21 protein-coding genes are annotated in these 20,724 nt (G+C 54.6%); 13 read left to right on the top strand and 8 right to left on the bottom strand.

Annotation, left to right across the window (positions count from 1 at the left end; genetic code table 11):
- Nucleotides 1–76: 76 nt before the first annotated feature.
- The 5 genes from ACOTX2_RS17305 to mntR form a co-directional block, all read right to left on the bottom strand.
- On the bottom strand, nt 77–1,600 hold the full coding sequence (locus ACOTX2_RS17305; RefSeq protein WP_023299652.1) for an efflux transporter outer membrane subunit: 1,524 nt from the start codon (nt 1,598–1,600) through the stop codon (nt 77–79).
- The gene (locus ACOTX2_RS17300) at nt 1,600–3,171 is read right to left on the bottom strand and encodes a DHA2 family efflux MFS transporter permease subunit (protein WP_063148406.1); all 1,572 of its coding nucleotides are present in this window, start codon (nt 3,169–3,171) and stop codon (nt 1,600–1,602) included. The genes ACOTX2_RS17305 and ACOTX2_RS17300 overlap by 1 nt, the downstream gene beginning before the upstream one ends.
- Nucleotides 3,168–4,262, bottom strand: a complete 1,095-nt coding sequence (locus ACOTX2_RS17295) for an HlyD family secretion protein (RefSeq protein ID WP_022647528.1) — start codon at nt 4,260–4,262, stop codon at nt 3,168–3,170. Before ACOTX2_RS17295 ends, ACOTX2_RS17300 begins: the two co-directional genes overlap by 4 nt.
- A gap of 101 nt (nt 4,263–4,363) precedes the next feature.
- Nucleotides 4,364–5,473, bottom strand: coding sequence for an anion transporter (locus ACOTX2_RS17290; RefSeq protein ID WP_045308536.1), 1,110 nt, complete (start codon nt 5,471–5,473; stop codon nt 4,364–4,366).
- Complete coding sequence (mntR, locus tag ACOTX2_RS17285; protein WP_022647526.1) at nt 5,470–5,943, bottom strand: manganese-binding transcriptional regulator MntR; 474 nt, start codon at nt 5,941–5,943, stop codon at nt 5,470–5,472. The genes ACOTX2_RS17290 and mntR overlap by 4 nt, the downstream gene beginning before the upstream one ends.
- A 182-nt stretch (nt 5,944–6,125) precedes the next feature.
- On the opposite strand from mntR, the gene mntS reads away from it, so the two are divergent.
- Together mntS and ACOTX2_RS17275 are read left to right on the top strand one after the other, a co-directional pair.
- Nucleotides 6,126–6,254 carry a manganase accumulation protein MntS gene (gene mntS, locus ACOTX2_RS17280; protein ID WP_022647525.1) on the top strand — a complete coding sequence of 43 codons (129 nt, stop codon included), beginning with the start codon at nt 6,126–6,128 and terminating at the stop codon, nt 6,252–6,254.
- 268 nt (nt 6,255–6,522) lie between these two features.
- On the top strand, nt 6,523–8,106 hold the full coding sequence (locus tag ACOTX2_RS17275) for a phosphoethanolamine transferase (protein WP_063148405.1): 1,584 nt from the start codon (nt 6,523–6,525) through the stop codon (nt 8,104–8,106).
- Nucleotides 8,107–8,222: 116 nt separating this feature from the next.
- Here ACOTX2_RS17275 and ompX read toward each other — a convergent pair whose 3' ends face one another.
- Nucleotides 8,223–8,741, bottom strand: a complete 519-nt coding sequence (gene ompX, locus ACOTX2_RS17270; protein ID WP_003858450.1) for an outer membrane protein OmpX — start codon at nt 8,739–8,741, stop codon at nt 8,223–8,225.
- Nucleotides 8,742–9,097: 356 nt separating this feature from the next.
- Here ompX and rhtA point away from each other — a divergent pair, with 356 nt between their 5' ends.
- The 6 genes from rhtA (at nt 9,098) to ybiO (ending at nt 15,695) form a co-directional block, all read left to right on the top strand.
- Nucleotides 9,098–9,985, top strand: coding sequence for a threonine/homoserine exporter RhtA (gene rhtA, locus ACOTX2_RS17265; RefSeq protein WP_023305742.1), 888 nt, complete (start codon nt 9,098–9,100; stop codon nt 9,983–9,985).
- Nucleotides 9,986–10,283: 298 nt separating this feature from the next.
- On the top strand, nt 10,284–10,787 hold the full coding sequence (gene dps, locus ACOTX2_RS17260; RefSeq protein WP_000100801.1) for a DNA starvation/stationary phase protection protein Dps: 504 nt from the start codon (nt 10,284–10,286) through the stop codon (nt 10,785–10,787).
- A gap of 361 nt (nt 10,788–11,148) precedes the next feature.
- Nucleotides 11,149–11,892 carry a glutamine ABC transporter substrate-binding protein GlnH gene (glnH, locus tag ACOTX2_RS17255; RefSeq protein WP_058646135.1) on the top strand — a complete coding sequence of 248 codons (744 nt, stop codon included), beginning with the start codon at nt 11,149–11,151 and terminating at the stop codon, nt 11,890–11,892.
- A gap of 93 nt (nt 11,893–11,985) precedes the next feature.
- The gene (gene glnP / locus ACOTX2_RS17250; protein ID WP_010428919.1) at nt 11,986–12,645 is read left to right on the top strand and encodes a glutamine ABC transporter permease GlnP; all 660 of its coding nucleotides are present in this window, start codon (nt 11,986–11,988) and stop codon (nt 12,643–12,645) included.
- Nucleotides 12,642–13,364, top strand: coding sequence for a glutamine ABC transporter ATP-binding protein GlnQ (gene glnQ / locus ACOTX2_RS17245; protein WP_022647522.1), 723 nt, complete (start codon nt 12,642–12,644; stop codon nt 13,362–13,364). The genes glnP and glnQ overlap by 4 nt, the downstream gene beginning before the upstream one ends.
- A gap of 120 nt (nt 13,365–13,484) precedes the next feature.
- A complete protein-coding gene (ybiO, locus tag ACOTX2_RS17240) occupies nt 13,485–15,695 on the top strand; it encodes a mechanosensitive channel protein (protein WP_022647521.1) in 2,211 nt (736 codons plus the stop codon).
- 43 nt (nt 15,696–15,738) lie between these two features.
- Here the strand turns inward: ybiO and rlmF are convergent, their stop codons facing one another.
- A complete protein-coding gene (rlmF, locus tag ACOTX2_RS17235; RefSeq protein ID WP_063148404.1) occupies nt 15,739–16,650 on the bottom strand; it encodes a 23S rRNA (adenine(1618)-N(6))-methyltransferase RlmF in 912 nt (303 codons plus the stop codon).
- Nucleotides 16,651–16,892: 242 nt separating this feature from the next.
- On the opposite strand from rlmF, the gene mcbA reads away from it, so the two are divergent.
- From mcbA to ybiJ, 3 genes are all read left to right on the top strand, one after another.
- Nucleotides 16,893–17,156: a DUF1471 family periplasmic protein McbA gene (gene mcbA, locus ACOTX2_RS17230; RefSeq protein ID WP_063148402.1), complete on the top strand. Its 264-nt coding sequence runs from the start codon at nt 16,893–16,895 to the stop codon at nt 17,154–17,156.
- Between the two features lie 118 nt (nt 17,157–17,274).
- A complete protein-coding gene (locus tag ACOTX2_RS17225; protein ID WP_022647518.1) occupies nt 17,275–17,541 on the top strand; it encodes a DksA/TraR family C4-type zinc finger protein in 267 nt (88 codons plus the stop codon).
- A 285-nt stretch (nt 17,542–17,826) separates the two neighbouring features.
- Nucleotides 17,827–18,087, top strand: a complete 261-nt coding sequence (gene ybiJ, locus ACOTX2_RS17220; protein WP_003858474.1) for a DUF1471 family protein YbiJ — start codon at nt 17,827–17,829, stop codon at nt 18,085–18,087.
- A 116-nt stretch (nt 18,088–18,203) separates the two neighbouring features.
- Here ybiJ and ybiB read toward each other — a convergent pair whose 3' ends face one another.
- Nucleotides 18,204–19,166 carry a DNA-binding protein YbiB gene (gene ybiB / locus ACOTX2_RS17215; protein ID WP_063148401.1) on the bottom strand — a complete coding sequence of 321 codons (963 nt, stop codon included), beginning with the start codon at nt 19,164–19,166 and terminating at the stop codon, nt 18,204–18,206.
- Nucleotides 19,167–19,422: 256 nt separating this feature from the next.
- Here ybiB and ACOTX2_RS17210 point away from each other — a divergent pair, with 256 nt between their 5' ends.
- Nucleotides 19,423–19,959 (top strand): fimbrial protein, encoded by a 537-nt coding sequence (locus ACOTX2_RS17210; protein WP_022647516.1) that lies wholly within the window; start codon nt 19,423–19,425, stop codon nt 19,957–19,959.
- A 69-nt stretch (nt 19,960–20,028) separates the two neighbouring features.
- On the top strand, nt 20,029–20,703 hold the full coding sequence (locus ACOTX2_RS17205; RefSeq protein ID WP_022647515.1) for a fimbrial biogenesis chaperone: 675 nt from the start codon (nt 20,029–20,031) through the stop codon (nt 20,701–20,703).
- Nucleotides 20,704–20,724: the final 21 nt, after the last annotated feature.

Genomic DNA, 20,724 nt, shown 5'->3' with positions numbered 1-20,724 from the left:
TGTCTGTTAGTTATACCCGCCCCCCAGCCATCGCGAATGTGGCGTTCCTGTCCGTTTCTTGCCCAATCCTCTGAATCTATCCGCGCGGGGCATCGCCAAAGACGCTGTAGTCTGGCAGCTGAACCTGCTGATACGGCTCCCAGCCGCCGCCGAGGGCTTTGTAGAGCGCCACCAGGTCAAGCGCGCTCTGCACCTGCGCCTGCGCCCGCTGCTGTTCGGCCTGAGCGAGCTGACGCTGGGCGTCCAGCACGTCAATAAAACTGGCGATCCCCTGCCGGTAGCTGTCGCTGGCGAGATCAAAAGCGTTTTGCAGCGCGTCGATGGTTTTCGCCAGGCCCGCCTCACGCTGCTGGTCAGTGCGATAGCTCACCAGCGCGTTTTCAACGTCACCGAGCGCCGTCAGCACCGTCTGACGATAGTCCAGCACCGCCGCCCCTTGCTGTGCGCGGGCCACCTTGACGCTGGAGACCAGCCGACCGCCCTGGAAGATGGGGATGGAGACCTGCGGACCGAAGCTGTAAAAGTGGCTGCTCCAGTCGGTCAGCCAGCCGGATTCGCTGTTACGCAGGCCAAACTGCCCGGAGAGGGTGAAGCTTGGGAACAGTTCGGCTACCGAGACGCCAATTTGCGCCGTGGCGGCATGGAGGTTCGCCTCGGCTTCGCGCACGTCCGGGCGACGACGCGCCAGCGTTGACGGAATGCCGGTTTGCACAATATCCGGCAACGCTGGCATCGGCTGCACGGATTGTAATTCGGCATCCAGCGCCCCCGGCGGTTTGCCGAGCAGGATGGCCAGCCCGTTCATCGCCTGGCGTTCCTGCGCCTGATACTGCGGCAATTGGGCTTCAAGATTGCCCAACTGCGCCCGGGCGTTTTCTACGTCCATCTGCGGTGACAGCCCGCCCCGCTGGCGGCTTTCGGTCAGATCCAGCGTCTGCTGCGCGCTTTCAATTTGCGTATTAAGCGTGGCAATGATGCTCTGCGCCCCTCGCAGCTGTAGCCACGCCCGCGCCACTTCGGCTTCCAGCGAGACCAGCGCATCGTTACGCTGCTCGATCGCCGCCCGCTGCTGCGCCTCGGCCGCTTCTACCTGACGGCGCACCTTGCCCCACAGGTCGATTTCCCACTGAGCGTCGAAGCTGCCCTGATAGAGGTTAATCGGCTGCGTCAGCGGGCCTAACGCGCTTCGCAACTGCGGATCGACATTATTCAACTGGTCATACACGCCGTGGGATTTCAGCTCCCCTTCCAGCCCAAGCTGCTGGCGCGTCGCCTGCACATTGCCATTCACCGACGGGAAAAATGCCCCGCCGGCCTGGTTAATCTGTTCGCGCGCGCCGGCAATGCGCAATACCGTTTGCTGTAGCGTCAGATTTCCGGCGATGGCGCGTTCAATCAGGCTGTCGAGCTGCGGCGAGCCGAAAGTTTTCCACCAGCGCGGGTTAGTTGCCGCGGAGGACGTTTGTGATTTCACCGCGCCGTCGCCCTTATCGTTCCAGTGCGTGGTGGCGGGCGGTGCAGGCTGTTGGTAGTCCGGCCCGACGGCGCAGCCCACCAGCAGCGTCATTATCATCAGGGGGTGTAAACGTCTGTGTATCATCAGTGTGCTCCTGCACTCCCCTCGCTCTTAACCGGCGAGAGCAACAAACAAAACGGAATCAGTAAGAAGGCCACCGCGCTCAGAATGGTGAAGACGTCGATGTAGGCCAGAAAGCGCGACTGCTCGATCATGGTCTGGTACATCCGCCCGGTGGCAATGCCGGTCGGATCGCCCACCTGAGTGGTGAAGTTCTGGATCGCCTGGGCGCTTTCGCGTATCGCCAGCTGGAACTGCTCATTAAACGGCGAAGCGTGGTAAGCCAAATGCGCGCTGTGCGCCTGTGAGCGCTCGGTGATCGCCGCCGTCGAGAGCGAAATCCCAATCGAGCCAGCCACGTTGCGGAACATGGTAAACAGCGCCGCCGCGTCGGCGTTAAGCCGCCTCGGGATCGAGATAAAGGCGATGGTGGTGAGGGGCACAAACAGGAACCCGAGTCCAATCGACTGGGCGCTGCGGAACAGCACCAGCGTTTCGAAATCGATATCCGGCGTCAGCGTGCGGGACCAGAAGAACGACACCGCCAGGCAGGTAAAGCCGAAGGCGATGATCCAGCGCGTCTGCACCACCGGCATCAGCTTCAGTACCAGCGGAATAGTCAGCACAATCAGCACCGCGCCGGGCGAGAGCACCAGCCCGGACCAGGTGGCGGTATAGCCCAAATCCTGCTGCGCCAGTTGCGGAATAACCACCGAACTGCCGTACAGGATCATCGCCATCCCCGCCATCAGCAGGCTGGAGATCGCAAAGTTGCGATCCTTCATACAGTGCAGATCCACCACCGGCTTTTTGGCATACATCAGCCAGCAGATCGCGCCGATAATGCCGACCAGCGTCAGTACCGCGAAGGTGCGGATAAAGTTCGAATAGAACCAGTCATCATCTTCGCCCCGGTCGAGCATCACCTGCAAACAGCCAAGTCCGAGAGCGATCAGGCCGATCCCCGTCCAGTCGACGGTGAGCTTCTCTTCCGACTTTTTCTCCCACGGCGGATCTTCCAGCAGCTGATAGATGGCCAGCACCGTCACAATCCCTACTGGAATATTGATAAAGAACACCCAGCGCCAGGAGTAGTTATCGGTGATCCAGCCTCCCAGCGTCGGGCCAAGTACCGGCGCGACGATAATGGCAATGGATGAAAGGCCAAAGGCTTTGCCCCTGTCCTCCGGCTTGAAGTAATCGAGCAGCACCGATTGCTGCGTGGGCTGCAACCCGCCGCCAAAAAAGCCCTGCATCACACGGAACAGGATGATTTGCCAAAGCTCGGTGGCGATGCCGCACAGGAACGAGCAGATGGTGAACATCACAATGCAGATCAGGAAGAACTGCTTGCGGCCAAACAGCCGGCTCAGGAAGGCCGAGATCGGCAGCACGATGCCGTTCGCCACCAGGTAGCTGGTGAGCACCCAGGTAGATTCGTCATAGCTGGCCGAGAGCGACCCCGCGACGTGGGGCAGCGCCACGTTGACGATGGTGGTGTCCAGAATTTCCATAAACACCGCCAGGGTGACCACAATCGCCACCGCCCACGGGTTACTGGCGGGCTTCCAGTTTTCGTGGCTGCTGTCCGTCATTCCACGGTGACCTTCGGTTCAACCGACAGCCCCAGCGGCAGCGGTTTGTTCGGATCCAGCCCCTTATCAATGACGATTTTCACCGGCACGCGCTGAACGATCTTCACAAAGTTACCGGTGGCGTTTTCCGACGGGAAGGCGGAGAAGCGCGAGCCGCTGCCCTGCTGGATGCTGTCAATATGGCCTTCGAGCGCCATATCCGGCCAGGCATCGACGGACACGGTCACTTTGTCGCCCGGCTTCATACGTTCAAGCTGCGACTCCTTGAAGTTCGCCACCACCCACACGTTCGGGGAAACCAGCGAGAACAGTGCCGTGCCTGCCTGCACCAGCGTACCAGGCTGGACGTTGCGTTTGGTGACAAAACCGTCGAACGGGGCGCGGACTTCGGTATAAGAGAGGTTCAGGTTGGCGGTTTCCAGCTGCGCTCTGGCCTGATCGACCTGCCGTTCGCGGGCTTCGACGTTAGTCTCCTGCTGGCGGATTTGCAGCTGGACCTGCTCCGCCACCTCCAGCTGCGCCTGCGCGCTGGCCAGACCCGCCTGGGCACTCCGCAGTTGAGCGTTCGCGGCATCGATGCTTTGTTGTGTGGTCGCGCGGGGGTCAACGCCGCGCTGACGGCGGTACTCCGCCTGAGCGTTGGCCATATCCGCCTGGGCTTTCAGTACCTGGGCTTTGGCTTCATCGCGCTGGGCGGGATATTGCACCTTCGAGAGCGCCAGCTGCGCCTGTGCCTGATGCAACTGCGCAACCGCCAGCCCAAGCTGGGCCTGAGCCTGATCACGCTGGGCGGTGGTATCACGCGGATCGATCACCACCAGCACATCCCCTTTCTTTACACGCTGGTTATCCCGCACGCGAAGTTCGGTAACGTAGCCTGCCGTTTTTGGGGCAATGGTCACTACGTCGCCGTCGGTGAAGGCGTCGTCGGTGGTCTCTTCGTTACGGGTTAAAAACCACCAGACCAGCGCCACGATCACCATCACGATGACCACGATGCCAAGGATAATTAACGGTTTTTTGCCCGGGCGCTTGCGCTCGTTATTGTTTTGATCCTGCTCGTCAGCAGGTGGATTTTGATCTTCTGCCATAGTTCAGCAACGGTCCTGTCAGTGAGCGGCATCACACTATGCCGTTCACTAAAGCTAGGACGTTGCTATACATTTGCCAGGAAAAACTGACAAATTGCGCACTATATGAGAAGGAATAGTCCGAAACCGACCGCCGCAGACCAGAGCAGCATCGGGATTGACCATAAATGGAAGCGCCACCAGATGCGGCGATCGTTGGCCATCCGCAGGGCGATGAGGTTGGCCAGCGAGCCGGGCAGCAGCCCAAAGCCGCCGACGTTGACCGCCCACGCCAGCAGTACCGTTGGGGGAACATAGTTAAGCAGCAAAATGGTAGACGGCACGTTACTGATCACCTGCGAGAGACCAATCGCCGTCAGCCATAATCCCGGCTGCGACAGACCGCTGACGCTATGAAGAACGGTCTGCAATACCGGGAGCTGGACCAGCAGATGCACGTCAATAAACATCGCCATAAACACCAGCAGCAGCGTCCAGTCAACACTCACCAGCACCCGCCGGGCGAGGAACAGGAAGCCACACGCCACCAGCAGCGCGCCCGCCAGCGCCTGGTTTAACTCCAGCGCGGTAATGAAAACGATATACAGTCCCAGGCAGCTCCAGACGAGACGCGGTTGCCACTGGGGGCCGGTGGTACCGCTGTGGTACTGCAACGATTTATTCGGGAAAGCAAACCAGCCCACCACCAGCAGCGTCGCCACGATCGCCAGCGCCAGCGGCGCCATCTGCCAGGTAAATGCGGTAAACGACAGGCCGGAGCGTCCCCACAGCAGAATGTTCTGCGGGTTACCGATCGGCGTGAGCAGCGAGCCTGCATTGACTGCCAGCGCTTCAAAGATAATCAGACGGGTAACCGGTATTTCGCACAGCTTACGCAGCGTGAGCGTAAGCGGCACCACGATAAACAGCGCTACGTCATTAGTGAGGAACGTCGACAGCAGCGCCGCCGAAAAGACCATGAACAGAGCCAGTTTGCGCTCGGTGGCGAAGCGGCGCACCATTTTGCGCCCCAGCACGTCAAAATAGCCGCTCAGCTCTACGCCTTTGGTGAGCATCATCAAACCGCTCAGGGTAATAATGGTGCGCCAGTCTATGGCCGCCGGCCAGGTGTGCGGCGTGAAGGGCACAAAGACGCTGAGCCCAACGCCAGTGATAAGTAAAAGATGGAAAAAACGATCGCGTTTCAGGGCCTGCAAGCCGGGGATGTTCATTCAGCGGCGGGGCCATATTTGAGCGTAAATTCGCGGAACTTCACCAGCGTCTCTTCGCTGACGTGGTGTTCCATACCTTCGGCATCCCGACGGGCAATTTCCGGGCTGACGCCCAGCACCAGTAAAAAATTCTCGACGATCTGATGGCGCTCGCGGCTCTCCTGCGCCAGCTTTTCGCCTTCAGCGGTGAGAAACACCCCGCGCCAGGGGATCATCTCGATCAGCCCGACCGACGCCAGACGTTTTAACATTTTGGCAACGGTTGGCTGCGACACCCCCAGGCGTGCGGCCATATCCACCTGGCGCGCTTCTCCAACTTCACGAATCAGATCGGAGATCAGTTCGACATAATCATCAATCAGCTCCCGGCGGTGCGCCTCACGCACCTGGCGGAAGCCTTCCACATGTTCTTCAACGTTCACCAGTTGCGTCGTTTTTTTTGTTGTTGGCTTACCTGCGCGACGGTTCATTGTGCTTCCTCAATGGGTTGACGCTTCCAGCGCCCTGTAACGGAGCGCACATTGTAAACCATAGCTCTACAAGCACAAAAAATTAACGAATTAGCCATAGCTATACAATATAGCCTGTGCTATATCTGTATGTAATGCAGTCACCCTTCACGGATCGAAGGGATCATGAATCAGGAGGTCTTATGAATGAATTCAAGAGGTGTATGAACGTGTTTACCCACTCTCCTTTTAAAGTGCGTCTAATGCTGTTGAACATGCTGTGCGATATGTTTAACGCCAAACCGCATCAGGACGACAAATCTTCTCACTAAGCGGCGTCGCGGCACGCCGCTTCATTTTCCTGTCACACTTTCGTTGTAAACTCGCTTTTTCCTGATTATTTTTGCGGATTTGCAGCCCCCTTCGCAAAACATCTGTTTAGCAACTGTTGACCTTGATTCACGCTCGCACTATCTTCTTGCAGCCCTGCACAATTTGCGGCTCGCTGAAGCGGACCTCCATTCCCTTTCCACGCACTGTCCGGCAGGCTTTGACCCTTGACGCCAGGGTGAGCACATGGCGTTTTCGTGATAGTGATCTATGAACGTAACCCTGATTGATACACTTGTTACCCGCAGCCGGGCCCTAAGCCCGTGGACGGGATTTTATTTTTTGCAATCGCTGTTGATTAACTTTGCTCTTGGCTACCCCTTTAGCCTGCTTTATGCCGTCGGGTTCACCTGCATTCTTCACCTGCTATGGCGAAGCGCACCGCGCGTGCAGAAAGTGCTTATCGGGATCTGTTCTCTGATTGCTGCCGCCTATTTCCCGTTTGGCCAGGCCTATGGCGCGCCGAACTTTAATACTCTGCTGGCGCTCCACTCCACCAATATGGAAGAGTCCACAGAGATCCTGACGATCTTTCCGTGGTACAACTACGTGGTTGGCCTTTTCATTTTTGCCCTCGGCGTGATTGCGGTTCGCCGTAAGCAGGTCGGGAAAAAAACATGGGGTAAAATTGAAAGCCTGTGCCTGGCCTTTAGCGTAGTGACGTTTTTTGTTGCGCCGGTACAAAATCTGGCCTGGGGCGGCGTGTTTAAGCTTAAAGATACCGGGTATCCGGTGTTTCGCTTCGTTAAAGACGTGGTAGTGAATAACGAGGAAGTGCTCGACGAGCAGGCGCGTATGGCCGAGCTTTCCACCATGAAAGATACCTGGAACGTGCTGGCGGTGAAACCGAAGTATCACACCTATGTGGTGGTGATCGGTGAAAGCGCGCGTCGCGATGCGCTCGGCGCGTTTGGCGGTCACTGGGATAACACGCCGTTTGCCAGCTCCGTCAACGGTACGCTGTTTACCGATTACGTGGCGGCCAGCGGTTCGACGCAGAAATCTCTCGGTCTGACGCTCAACCGTGTCGTGGATGGAAAACCGCAGTTTCAGGATAATTTTGTCACCCTGGCCAACCGGGCAGGTTTTCAGACGTGGTGGTTCTCCAACCAGGGGCAGATCGGCGAGTATGATACCGCCATTGCCAGCATCGCGAAGCGTGCCGACGAGGTACAGTTCCTGAAAAGCGGTGATTTCGAAGCCGATAAAAACACAAAAGATGAAGCGTTGCTAAAAATGACCGCGCAGGTCTTTGCCACTCAGCGCACCCAGCCGCAGCTGATCGTCCTGCACCTGATGGGGTCACACCCGCAGGCATGCGATCGTACCGGGGGAAAATATGCGGAGTTTGTGCAATCCAAAGAGACCTCGTGTTATCTGTACACCATGACGCAAACCGACGATCTGCTCAGCAAGCTGTACGCGCAGCTGCGCAACAGCGGCGATAGCTTCTCGATGGTCTATTTCTCTGACCACGGTCTGGCGTTTAAGGAGCGCGGTAAAGAGGTGCAGTATCTGGCCCACGATGACAAGTTTCAGCAGAACTTCCAGGTACCGTTTATGGTGCTGTCGAGTGATGACAAAACGCATCGCATCATCAAAGCGCGCCGTTCCGCGAACGATTTCCTGAAATTCTTCTCACAGTGGACGGGGATTAAGGCGAAAGAGATAAAAAATGATTACCCGTTTATCTCCGGGAAGAAGGGCCCGCCAGTTTACATTACCAACTTCAGGTTACAGAAAGTTGACTATAACCATCTGGGGACGGATATTTTCGATATTAAGAGTAAGTGATCTCTGTCGTCTCGTGCAGGCTGATGCCCTCACCCTGGCCCTCTCCCACGGGGAGAGGGTACAAACAAAAAAAATCCGCCACATTGGGCGGATTTTTTACTGGCTCACCGAAGTGATTAGAAGCGGTAACCTACGCCCGCGATCCAGGTGCCAACGTCAACGTTGCGGATACGGCTCTGCTCATAGGAGAAGTCCAGAGCAACGTTTTCGATTGGGTTGAACTGCATACCTGCGCCATAGGAGAAACCGTAGTCGCTGTTGCTTGCAGTACGGTTCAGACCCTGGTTTTCGGTCTGCTGGAATTTACCGTAGCCAACACCTACAACACCGTAGATGCTTGCCCAGTCATTCAGGCGGTAAGCAGGACCCGCGGTGATGCCGTAGTACTGACCTTTATTGTAAGAGCCATTTTCAGTACGATCTTTCTCGGTGTAAGTGAAAGAACCGATCACACCCAGCGGGTTGTTGTCTTGCTCGTAACGGTACTTCAGGTTGAAACCGTTGGTTTTGTTCATCACGCCCTGCATATCGCTCTGAGCGTAACCACCAGTTACAGTTGAAGTTGCCGCTACAGCGGTACCTGCGGAAACAGCCAGAACAGCTGCCAGTGCTGAAAGACATGCAATTTTTTTCATAACCACCTCAAATGTGCTTCAAGTAAGTCCGTAAGTTTTAAATATATCAAAAAAATCTGTGAAACTCTTTGTCATTCACGATGTCTAATGCGACCTTTCCTGTAACAGAACATTTCCAGCACCAGCTATCTCGTTCAAATAACTCCAGATTTTCACCTGTAAATGCTAATAGTGCGCGTCATCGCCATTTAGTTCATCCAGATTATTCCTAATCTTTCAGGCGATAAAATCAGCAACGTTTTCTCATTTTACGGATTTTCCCTGGATTTTTTTTTCAACAGTAGCTCAACCGTTGCAGGTTATTTCCATTACACTGCGACTTTTACCTCTTTTGACAAAAATTGACAGGAGAAAGGATGCCAGGTTTACCTCGTAAATCGTCGGTCTGGATGCCGGTGGCAGTCATACTTATCGCGATGATGTCCATACAAAGCGGCGCGTCGCTGGCAAAATCGCTGTTTCCGCTGATTGGTGCGCCCGGCGTCACGGCGCTGCGTATCGCATTAGGCACCCTGATCCTCGTGGTTGTCTTTAAACCCTGGCGGCTACGGTTTAAAAAGGAGCAGCGACTGCCTCTGCTTTTTTATGGGCTGGCGCTGGGAGGGATGAACTACATGTTCTACCTCTCTATTCAGACTATCCCGCTGGGGATCGCGGTCGCGCTTGAATTTACCGGCCCGCTGGCGGTTGCCCTCTTTTCTTCTCGTCGCCCGGTAGACTTTATCTGGGTCATACTGGCCGTGCTGGGGCTATGGTTCCTGCTGCCGCTCGGCCAAAGCGTTTCACAAATCGATTTGACAGGGGCCGCTCTGGCGCTGGGCGCAGGGGCGTGCTGGGCGGTGTATATTCTCACTGGCCAGCGTGCGGGCGAAGAGCACGGCCCCGCGACGGTCGCCTTAGGCTCGCTGATTGCCGCGGTTATCTTTGTCCCGATCGGCATGGCACAAGCAACGGACTCAATATGGCAGTGGTCAATCCTGCCGGTTGGGCTGGCGGTCGCCATTCTTTCCACGGCGCTGCCCTACTCTCTGGAGATGATAGCCCTGACGCGTCTGCCTACGCGTATTTTTGGTACGCTCATGAGCATGGAGCCCGCGCTGGCTGCCATCTCTGGAATGATGTTCCTCGGCGAAACCCTGACACTGGTGCAGACGCTTGCGCTCTGTTCCATTATCGCGGCGTCAATGGGCTCTACATTGACCATGCGCCCGGAACCAAAAGTACATAAGATTGACCTCAACTAGCCCTTAAATTCTGCATGGCTTACCGGCCATGCAGAATATAGGTCTCGTCAGCCCTTCAAATAATTTCTTACAAACTCTCTTATATTGCCAAAATATTTCACCTGCCCGCCTTGTCACTTAACGAATTAAGATTGATCTGCATCAATTTATATAAAAAACTTTAAAATCATTAAGTTAAAAGTTCAACCATCCTTTCGCTATTAAACCGATAGGCAGCGCCAAACCGCAGAGAAAAAATCCGGTGCTATACTTAATCCCGTAATTACCTGGGACACAAACATCAAGAGGATATGAGATTATGAGTACCGCTAAACTGGTGAAAACGAAAGCGTCTAATCTGCTTTATACCCGTAACGATGTATCGGATAGCGATAAAAAAGCGACCATTGAGCTGCTGAATCGCCAGGTGGTCCAGTTCATCGATCTTTCGCTGATCACCAAACAGGCCCACTGGAATATGCGCGGTGCAAACTTTATTGCCGTTCATGAAATGCTGGATGGCTTCCGCACAGCACTGGTGACTCATCTGGATACCATGGCCGAACGCGCCGTACAGCTGGGCGGTGTGGCTCTGGGTACCACGCAGGTGATCAACAGCAAAACGCCACTGAAAAGCTATCCGCTGGATATCCATACCGTTCAGGATCACCTGAAAGAGCTGGCAGACCGTTATGCGATTGTCGCGAACGATGTTCGTAAAGCGATTGGCGAAGCAAAAGATGAAGACACCGCTGATATCTTCACTGCCGCGTCACGCGACCTGGATCAGTTCCTGTGGTTCATTGAGTCAAACATCGAATAATCCCTGCGGATTGTCTGAATAACCCTCGCCCCTGGCGGGGGTTTTGCACATTTATGGTGCACACCTTTGTCCGCAACGGCCGCAAAAGTGAATAAAATGTAATAATCACCTCACACAACCGTTAACGGAAGATTGTTTTTTCGTCAGATTCTGCGCTAAATATCCCCCTGTCAGAAGACCTTAACGAAGCGCACCAAAACGGTGCTCCATTCTGGTGCAACCTGACAGAATTGCCACGCTTTTTGTGCAATGCGTGACATTATCCCCTTTGCAAAACAACAGCTTGTAAAACTGGCACGATTTTTTCATTGTGCCTGAGGTTCTCGCAGGGGATCGCCCCGTGGATATAAAAGGAAATGCTATGAAGTCTGTATTAAAAGTTTCACTGGCTGCACTTACCCTGGCGTTTGCGGTGTCCTCGCAGGCTGCCGACAAACTGGTTGTGGCGACTGACACGGCGTTCGTACCGTTTGAATTCAAACAGGGTGATAAATACGTTGGTTTTGACGTTGATCTGTGGGCCGCTGTTGCAAAAGAACTCAAACTGGATTACACCCTGAAGCCAATGGATTTCAGCGGTATTATCCCGGCACTGCAAACCAAAAACGTTGACCTGGCGCTGGCGGGCATCACCATTACCGAAGAGCGTAAAAAAGCTATCGATTTCTCTGATGGCTACTACAAAAGCGGCCTGCTGGTGATGGTGAAAGCGGATAACAACGACGTGAAAAGCGTGAAAGATCTCGAGGGTAAAGTGGTCGCCGTGAAGAGCGGCACCGGTTCCGTTGATTACGCGAAAGCCAATATCAAAACCAAAGACCTGCGTCAGTTCCCGAACATCGACAACGCTTACATGGAACTGGGCACCAACCGCGCAGACGCGGTGCTGCACGACACGCCTAACATCCTTTACTTCATCAAAACCGCCGGTAACGGCAAGTTCAAAGCGGTAGGTGATTCTCTGGAAGCTCAGCAGTACGGTATTGCGTTCCCGAAAGGCAGCGACGACCTGCGTAATAAAGTTAACGGCGCGCTGAAAACCCTGAAAGAGAACGGCACCTATAACGAAATCTACAAAAAATGGTTCGGTACCGAGCCTAAATAATTTCACCTGACTTCAGGTTTGTAACGCCCGGTGGCGCTACCGCTTACCGGGCCTACGTTTTTCGTTTTTCACCACGGTATACAGGAATACATCATGCAGTTTGACTGGAGCGCCATCTGGCCTGCCATTCCTCTCTTGCTTGAAGGCGCTAAAATGACCTTGTGGATTTCGGTCCTCGGTCTGGTTGGCGGGTTAATTATCGGTCTGGTGGCCGGTTTCGCCCGCACCTACGGCGGCTGGATTGCAAACCACATCGCGCTGGTTTTCATCGAAGTGATCCGCGGCACCCCCATTGTGGTGCAGGTCATGTTTATCTACTTCGCCCTGCCGATGGCCTTCAACGATCTGCGCATTGACCCGTTCAGCGCAGCTGTCGTCACCATTATGATCAACTCCGGCGCCTACATTGCGGAAATCACCCGCGGTGCGGTGCTGTCGATTCATAAAGGCTTCAGCGAAGCCGGTCTGGCGTTAGGTCTTTCCCGTCGCGAAACGATCCGTCACGTGATCCTGCCGCTGGCGCTGCGCCGCATGCTGCCGCCGCTGGGCAACCAGTGGATCATCAGCATTAAAGACACCTCGCTGTTTATTGTTATCGGCGTGGCCGAGCTGACCCGTCAGGGCCAGGAGATCATCGCGGGTAACTTCCGCGCCCTGGAAATCTGGAGTGCGGTCGCTGTTGTCTACCTGATTATCACGCTTGTCCTGAGCTTTGTTCTGCGTCGTCTTGAAAGAAGGATGAAAATCCTGTGATTGAATTTAAAAATGTTTCCAAGCACTTTGGTCCAACCCAGGTGCTGCACAATATCGATTTGAACATCAGGCAGGGTGAAGTGGTGGTGATCATCGGGCCGTCGGGTTCCGGAAAATCCACCCTGCTGCGCTGCATTAACAAGCTCGAGGAGATCACCAGCGGCGATTTGATCGTTGATGGTCTGAAGGTGAACGATCCGAAAGTGGACGAGCGCCTGATCCGCCAGGAAGCGGGCATGGTGTTCCAGCAGTTCTACCTGTTCCCGCACCTGACGGCGCTGGAAAACGTGATGTTTGGTCCTTTGCGCGTGCGTGGGGCCAGCAAAGCGGCGGCAGAAACGCTGGCAAAAGATCTGCTGGCGAAAGTGGGTCTGGCGGAGCGTGCCCACCACTATCCTTCCGAGCTGTCCGGTGGCCAGCAGCAGCGCGTGGCCATTGCCCGTGCGCTGGCGGTGAAGCCAAAGATGATGCTGTTTGATGAGCCAACGTCCGCACTCGACCCGGAGCTGCGTCACGAGGTGTTGAAAGTGATGCAGGATCTGGCAGAAGAAGGCATGACGATGGTGATCGTTACCCACGAAATCGGCTTTGCCGAAAAAGTGGCGTCCCGTCTGATCTTCATTGATAAGGGCCGCATCGCGGAAGACGGTAATCCGCAGGCGCTGATTGCGAACCCACCGAGCCAGCGCCTCCAGGAGTTCCTGCAACACGTCTCCTGATAGCCATACACAGAGCCGGGCATGCCCGGCTTTTTTATGCCGGATTGTTCCCAAAAACTCCCCTCCGCTCCGCGCGCTCTATACTTATCATTTTGCACGATATTTTTGTCGGAGGACGCCGTGCCGTGGATCCTGTTGCTACTGTTTACCCTGTTTAGCGCGCCATCACTTGCTGTCACCATTCCCGGCGTCACCACCGGAGCCACCGCCACCCAGCAAAATGCGCCGCCAGAACCCGACGCTGAAAAGAAAAAAGCCGCTTACAGCGCACTTGCCGACGTGCTTGAGAACGACACGTCCCGGCAGGAGCTTATCGATCAGTTGAGGAAAGTGGCCGCCACACCGCCTCAGGATCCGGTTCCGACTATCGCGCCGCCGGAAGTCGAAGACGAAAAGACGGTACTGGAAAACGTCACCGATATCAGTCGCCGCTACGGGGAAGCCCTGTCGTCGCGTTTTGCCCAGCTCTATCGCAACCTTGTTGGCACCTCGCATAAGCCTTTTAATCCCCACACTTTTTCTGCAGCCGCGACCCAGTTTTCTATTCTGGCCGCCGCGGTATTCATTTTTTACTGGCTGTTGCGCCTGTCTGTCTGGCCGCTTTACCGGAAGATGGGCCACTGGGGACGTAAAAAGAATCAGCATAAAAGCAGCTGGCTGCATCTTCCGGCAATGATTACCGGGGCCTTTATCATCGATTTGCTGCTGCTGGCGCTGACGCTGTTTGTCGGCCAGATGCTGGCCGACCGTCTTAATACCGGGAACAAAACCATTGCCTTTCAGCAGGGGCTGTTCCTGAACGCCTTTGCCCTGATCGAGTTCTTTAAGGCGCTCCTGCGGTTAATATTCTGTCCGCGCGTGCCGGAACTTCGCCCGTTCGCCATTTCGGATCGGAGCGCCAAATACTGGGCGGTTCGGCTCAGCGTGCTGAGCGGGTTGATCGGCTATGGCCTGCTGGTCGCCGTCCCGATTATTTCCAACCAGGTTAACGTGCAGTTCGGGGCCCTGGCGAACGTGCTGATCATGCTCTGTATTACCGTCTGGGCGCTGTACCTCATCTTCCACAATAAAAAAGCGATCACCGACAGTCTGCTTCACCTGGCCGATCGCTCCCTCTCCTTTTTCAGCCTCTTTATTCGCGCCTTTGCGCTGGTGTGGCACTGGCTGGCCAGCGCCTATTTTATTGTGCTGTGTTTCTTCTCGCTGTTCGATCCGGGCAACAGCCTGAAATTTATGATGGGGGCGACGTTCAAAAGCCTGGCGATTATCGGCATCGCGGCCTTTGTTTCTGGCCTGCTCTCCCGCTGGCTGTCGAAGACGATCACCCTGTCGCCGCAGGTTCAGCGTAATTACCCCGAGCTGCAAAAACGGGTAAATGGCTGGACATCGGTGTCGCTGAAGGTGGCGCGTATTTTGACGGTCTGCGTGGCAATTATGCTGCTGCTGAATGCGTGGGGACTGTTTGATTTCTGGAACTGGCTGCATAACGGTGCGGGAGAAAAGACCGTCGATATTCTTATTCGTATCGCGCTGATCCTGTTCTTCTCCGCCGTCGGCTGGACGCTGCTGGCAAGCCTTATCGAAAACCGTCTGGTGTCGGATGTCCACGGCAGGCCCCTGCCAAGCGCCCGCGCCCGCACACTGCTGACGCTGTTCCGCAACGCGCTGGCGGTGATCATTAGCACCATTACCATCATGATTGTGTTGTCGGAAATCGGCGTAAATATCGCCCCACTGCTGGCGGGTGCCGGTGCCCTGGGACTGGCGATCTCCTTTGGTTCGCAGACGCTGGTGAAGGATATTATCACCGGCATTTTTATCCAGTTTGAGAACGGGATGAACACCGGGGATCTGGTGACCATCGGACCGCTCACCGGCACGGTGGAGAGGATGTCCATTCGCTCCGTCGGCGTACGTCAGGATACCGGGGCGTACCACATTATTCCGTGGTCATCGATCACCACCTTTGCCAACTTTGTGCGCGGCATTGGTTCGGTGGTGGCGAATTATGATGTCGATCGTCACGAAGATGCAGATAAGGCGAAACAGGCGCTGCGGGATGCGGTGAGCGAACTGATGGAGATGGAGGATATTCGCGGGCTGGTAATTGGTGAGCCGTCGTTTGCGGGCATCGTCGGGCTGACAAACACAGCCTTTACCCTGCGCGTGTCGTTCACCACCCAGCCGCTGAAACAGTGGACGGTGCGCTTTGCTCTCGACAGCATGGTGAAAAAACACTTCGATCTGGCGAACGTGAGAGCGCCGGTGCAGACGTATCAGGTATTGTCGCCGCCCGCTTCGCCGCTCCCTCCACAGGAGCCGACGCTGTAACCGAGCCGGGTGGCGGCTTCGCCTTACCCGGCCCGAGAAACGATTATTTGCGACGTTTGTTATCGTCCATAAAGGACCAGGCAATAAAGCGGCTCTGCTTCTGACCCTGCGCCATCTCTTTTTTGACCACCTTCACCGCGCCGGCTTCGGTCAGCGCGCGGTAAAGCGGCGGCAGGTTATCGCCACGAGAGACCAGCGTGGTAAACCATTTCACCTGACGACCGAAGCCTTTACTCTCGGCAATCATGCGCAGAATAAAGGCCACTTCCCCGCCCTCGCACCACAGCTCCTGCTGCTGGCCGCCAAAATTCAGCGCGCCATCTTCGGCCTGGCCCAGGTTACGCCGCTTGCGTTCACTTCCCGCACGCGCGGACGCGGCGGAGTCGTGGAATGGCGGGTTGCACAGGGTGGCATCATATTGTTCGTTCTTATGAATTATTCCGGTGAAAATAGCAGCGGCATCCTTCTGACGACGCAGACGTATGGCCCGGCTTAACCCCGGGTTAGCGTTGATAATGGCCTTCGCGCTGGCGAAGGCCTCATCACCGATCTCGCTGCCGGTAAATCGCCACTGGTACTCATGTGCGCCTATCAGGGGGTAGATCAGGTTCGCGCCCGTACCGATATCAAGGACGGTAGCCTGTTTCGGCACTACGCCATCGTGGTCATCCGCCAGCAGATCGGCAAGATGATGGACGTAATCCGCACGGCCCGGGACCGGCGGGCAGAGAAAGCCATCAGGGATGTCCCAGTGCGTCACACCATAAAAATGGGCCAGCAGCGCTTTGTTCAGCGTTTTAACCGCCAGCGGATCGGCAAAGTTTACCGACGGTTCACCGGCTGGTGTCTGAACGATAAAACCCTGCAATTCAGGGCAGCTCAGACACAGGGCTTTCATATCATAGCGGCTACGGTGGCGGTTACGCGGGTGCAATCCCGGCTTGTGGGAAGTCATGGCATTCTCCTTTAAACAGCCGCGTAAGATACCCTGTGACGGCGCGGGGGTAAATATCTGTCTGAGTCGCACAAAAAAACGACAAAATTCAGCGACCTGTATGTCTATGATCTGTCAACAAATTGTCAGAATTTATCGTTCAAAAAATAAGCAGATCATCATCAAATTTTTGCGCTAAATCACACGCATCAGGCTTCTAAACTTAACAGGAATCACCTGTTGTTTCCCCTGAGGATGTGATTATGAAAAAGTATCTGACCTTTATTATTGCGGGTGCGCTGGCAGGCGCATCGTTCTCTGCCTTGTCCGTTCAACCTCTGACCGACAGTACCGACACCAGCCAGCTACGCGCGGCCGGGACGGTCTCTGTCAGCCGGGCAAGCAACCTAGATGACCTTCAGGACAAGCTGGCCGAAAAAGCTCGTCAGGAAGGCGCTAAAGGCTTCTTGGTGAACGCCGCCGGTGGCGATAACCATATGTACGGTACAGCGACTATCTATAAATAACTTACCGCCTTCCAAACTGCATCTGTCCGGCAGATGCAGTTCTCTCTGCCAGCGCCTTGACTGTGCGTTTTTTCACCCCATATTAAAATGCATGACTTGATCCTTTCAGGAGAACATCATGGCTTCCGGCTGGGCGAATGACGACGCCGTTAACGAACAGATCAACAGTACCATTGAAGATGCGGTTGCGCGTGCTCGCGGTGAAATTCCGCGCGGCGAAAGTTTGACGGAATGCGAAGAGTGCGGGGATCCCATTCCTGAGGCACGACGTAAAGCCATTCCCGGGGTGCGGCTTTGCATCACCTGTCAGCAGGAGAAAGATTCAAAAAATGCTTCACATTCAGGATATAATCGTAGAGGATCGAAAGACAGCCAGTTACGTTGACTTTCCTTTACCGTAGTTAACCGCACCAACAGTTTACTTTACGCTCACGACTTTCAGCGAAGCGCGTAGCAAAACGTGCCCTTCTGATTGTGTCTGTAAAGCGTATCCGCAAGAAGTGTCAATTGCGCTTCTGATTTTATTAATAATCAATAAGTTATTTGTCATTCAATTTTTTTGACCAACCACGTCAATTCTCTTCGATTTTATCTTCCGCTAAAAAGCGTGATACTTATCACATCGACGGAACATCGTCCCCTTTACAGAATAACCTGCGAGAATTGACCTATGAAAACCATCAAATATGCTGTTGCCGCTGTTGCCCTGTCCGCTCTGTCTTTCGGCGCTTTCGCTGTAGAGCCAGTCTCCTCTACTCAGGCACAGGATCTGAACAAAATCGGTGTGGTGAGTGCTGAAGGCGCGACCACGCTGGACGGTCTGGAAGCAAAACTGGCTGAAAAAGCTGCCGCCGCGGGCGCAAGTGGATACACCATCACTTCCACTAACGGTAATAACAAACTGAGCGGTACTGCGGTTATCTACAAATAATCGAACAAATTATGCTCCACCCTCGCCATACCCTCTGGTGAGATGCTCCAACCCTCATTGACCCTGTTGTTGTTACCCTTGTTTGCCCGTCCGCCACTGGACGGGCTTTTTTTTGCTTAAAATGACTGCGCCACGCGCTGCAACCCGGCTTCCACGGACTCGACTTCCCCTGCAGCCAGCAGGCAGCAGGCCATTTGCAGCTTGATTGACTGCGGAACCGGCACCTTCCCGGCCAGACACTGCACAATCCAGCGCGCGGTGACCTGCGGATCTTTCGACTCAGGCAGGATCGCATCTCTGTTCTCTTCCCCACGTTCAACAACGGCCCGCGTCCCGGCGGGCTCAATCAGCATCAGCTGTGGACAACGCTGCGGGTTGGCGTAAACCTCGCCTTCTGTCCCGTGCATCAGCAGCGCGCGTCCACCGATTTCGGCAAAGAATTGCCCGACTCGCGTCACGTATTCCGGATGGGAGACGCTGGAAAGACGCAGCGCGGCGTCTTCGGCAAACGGCGTCGCCAGCTTCGCCAGGGTGTGAGCGCTGTTACGTACGCCCATGCGCCAGCGCATGTCCAGCTGCTTTTCCAGCGGTGGGCAGAGCGCGCTAACGGGGATATAGACCGGCTGATTCCCCTCCAGCTTTGCCTGTGCCTGACCGGCATGGAGGGTCGGTTCAATACCTAACAACGCCAGGATGGTTTCTGTCAGCACGCGCGTCGGATCTTCGCTCACGCCATGCACTACTACCGGGAAACCGAGTTTCTGCAACAGAATAGCCAGCAGCGGCGTGAGGTTTGCCTGCTTACGCGCGCCGTTGTAGGTCGGGATCACAATTGGCATCGGCTTCGTGACGGGCGGGGTTAAGCGCATGGTCTGCGACTGCATGGCCTCATAAAAGCCGCGCATCTCCGCCTCACCTTCCCCTTTAATACGCAGCGCAATCAAAATGCCGCCCATTTCCAGTTCCGGCACGTCGCCATTCAGCATATGCGTGTACAACGCGCGGGCTGTTTCCTGGTCCAGATCGCGAGCGTGGTTTTTCCCACGCCCTACCTCTTTGATAATTTTGCGGTAATCCACGACATTTCTCCTGACTGCATTATCTTGTTAACAATATAGCCCGATGAACACATACCCGATAGTGTTTTGTGATCATTATCAACCTGCTGTTTTCATATAAAAAAATTAAACTCAAGTACTATTTACATTATTTGTGATTGGGACAAAAGATCCGCAGCGACCCTTTTTTTGATTAAATAAACATCGAAAAATCATTAAGGGTCAACGGTAAAAACGTCCAGGCAACGCTTTTACCAGAATCACATCAGGATTAACTATGAACAAGGTTGCATTAGGTTTTTTTATCGCCGCAACGGTGGGATGTTCTGCATCCGCATTTGCGGCAACTAACGGTGAAGGCCAGATTAATTTCACCGGTGAAATTATCGATTCTGCTTGCCAGGTCGTGAATGGATTAAGTAATCCATTAAACGTTCAGTTGGGTAAGGTGTCTAAAACGGTATTTACCGGCGCAGGCTCTACCAGCACATCAACGAAGTTTGATATTAAGTTAACCAATTGTCCGGAAACAGTGACCTCGGCTGCGATTAACTTCGGCGGTACGCCGGATGCGGATAATAATGCCGCGCTGGCATTAACGCCAGATACCGATGCGGCAACCGGTGTAGCCATTCAGTTGATGGATGCTTCCGGGCAGCCTGTCACTCTGTATACGCCTTCGCAGCAATATCCTTTAGCCTCCGGCACGGCAGTTAACGACCTGGAATTCGGTGCGCGTTATATTCAAACTCAGGCCGCCATTACCGCAGGCCCTGCCAACTCTGTATCGACTTTCACCGTTATTTATAACTGATCTTATCAATCCTGAGATATTAATGCTTTTGCGGGCATTAATATCTCTTCTATTTATTGAGAAATCTTTATGCGCCACGGTTATTTACTGAGCACTCTTTTACTGATAGCAGCCTCTGCACATGCGGGTGTCGTGATTAATGGTACCCGGCTGGTCTATCAGGGAGATAAAAAGGAATCATCTCTTGGCCTGTCAAACCCAGATACGACGGATTATCTGGTACAGTCCTGGGTCGATTCTGGCGGTAAAAACCCGGCCAAAGCCCCATTCCTGATCACCCCGCCGCTTTTCCGTCTGGATGCAAAAGAAGATAACGTTCTGCGCGTGGTACGCACGGGCGGAAATTTACCGGAAGACAGGGAATCTCTGTACTGGTTGAATATCAAAGCGATCCCTTCCTCAAAACACGTTGAGGGAGTAAATACGCTGCAAATTGCCATTAATACCCGCATTAAATTGCTGTATCGCCCGTCCGCGGTAAAAGGCCGACCAGAAGATGTGGCGGATAAGCTTGAATGGCATCGCGAAGGTAACGACCTGGTGGTGAATAACCCTACGCCTTTCTATATGAATTTCCAGACCGTCACGCTTAACGGTCAGAAAGTCACAAAAGCGACCTGGGCTGTTCCGAAATCAGAAACACATTTTGCCATACCGGGTAATGTCGGGGGCTCAAACGTGACGTATTCCATTATTAATGATTACGGCAGCATCAGCCATTCCTGGTCGAAATCCGTTCATTAATTGTTCCGGTAATAAAATAAT

The organism is Enterobacter cloacae complex sp. IR5412 (genome assembly GCF_049237385.1).
Taxonomy (GTDB): domain Bacteria; phylum Pseudomonadota; class Gammaproteobacteria; order Enterobacterales; family Enterobacteriaceae; genus Enterobacter; species Enterobacter intestinihominis.
Note: the sequence above shows the minus strand (reverse complement) of the source record. Positions and strands in the feature narration are given on the sequence as shown.

Bases quoted from the DNA above. Each gene is read 5' to 3' on its own strand.
- ACOTX2_RS17205 (WP_022647515.1), top strand. From the start codon at position 20,029: ATGCGCCACGGTTATTTACTGAGCACTCTTTTACTGATAGCAGCCTCT.
- mntR (WP_022647526.1), bottom strand. From the start codon at position 5,943: ATGAACCGTCGCGCAGGTAAGCCAACAACAAAAAAAACGACGCAACTG.
- rhtA (WP_023305742.1), top strand. From the start codon at position 9,098: ATGCCAGGTTTACCTCGTAAATCGTCGGTCTGGATGCCGGTGGCAGTC.
- ybiJ (WP_003858474.1), top strand. From the start codon at position 17,827: ATGAAAACCATCAAATATGCTGTTGCCGCTGTTGCCCTGTCCGCTCTG.
- glnP (WP_010428919.1), top strand. From the start codon at position 11,986: ATGCAGTTTGACTGGAGCGCCATCTGGCCTGCCATTCCTCTCTTGCTT.
- ompX (WP_003858450.1), bottom strand. From the start codon at position 8,741: ATGAAAAAAATTGCATGTCTTTCAGCACTGGCAGCTGTTCTGGCTGTT.
- dps (WP_000100801.1), top strand. From the start codon at position 10,284: ATGAGTACCGCTAAACTGGTGAAAACGAAAGCGTCTAATCTGCTTTAT.
- ACOTX2_RS17290 (WP_045308536.1), bottom strand. From the start codon at position 5,473: ATGAACATCCCCGGCTTGCAGGCCCTGAAACGCGATCGTTTTTTCCAT.
- mntS (WP_022647525.1), top strand. From the start codon at position 6,126: ATGAATGAATTCAAGAGGTGTATGAACGTGTTTACCCACTCTCCTTTT.
- glnH (WP_058646135.1), top strand. From the start codon at position 11,149: ATGAAGTCTGTATTAAAAGTTTCACTGGCTGCACTTACCCTGGCGTTT.
- ACOTX2_RS17300 (WP_063148406.1), bottom strand. From the start codon at position 3,171: ATGACGGACAGCAGCCACGAAAACTGGAAGCCCGCCAGTAACCCGTGG.
- ACOTX2_RS17295 (WP_022647528.1), bottom strand. From the start codon at position 4,262: ATGGCAGAAGATCAAAATCCACCTGCTGACGAGCAGGATCAAAACAAT.
- mcbA (WP_063148402.1), top strand. From the start codon at position 16,893: ATGAAAAAGTATCTGACCTTTATTATTGCGGGTGCGCTGGCAGGCGCA.
- ACOTX2_RS17210 (WP_022647516.1), top strand. From the start codon at position 19,423: ATGAACAAGGTTGCATTAGGTTTTTTTATCGCCGCAACGGTGGGATGT.
- ACOTX2_RS17225 (WP_022647518.1), top strand. From the start codon at position 17,275: ATGGCTTCCGGCTGGGCGAATGACGACGCCGTTAACGAACAGATCAAC.
- rlmF (WP_063148404.1), bottom strand. From the start codon at position 16,650: ATGACTTCCCACAAGCCGGGATTGCACCCGCGTAACCGCCACCGTAGC.
- ACOTX2_RS17275 (WP_063148405.1), top strand. From the start codon at position 6,523: ATGAACGTAACCCTGATTGATACACTTGTTACCCGCAGCCGGGCCCTA.
- ACOTX2_RS17305 (WP_023299652.1), bottom strand. From the start codon at position 1,600: ATGATACACAGACGTTTACACCCCCTGATGATAATGACGCTGCTGGTG.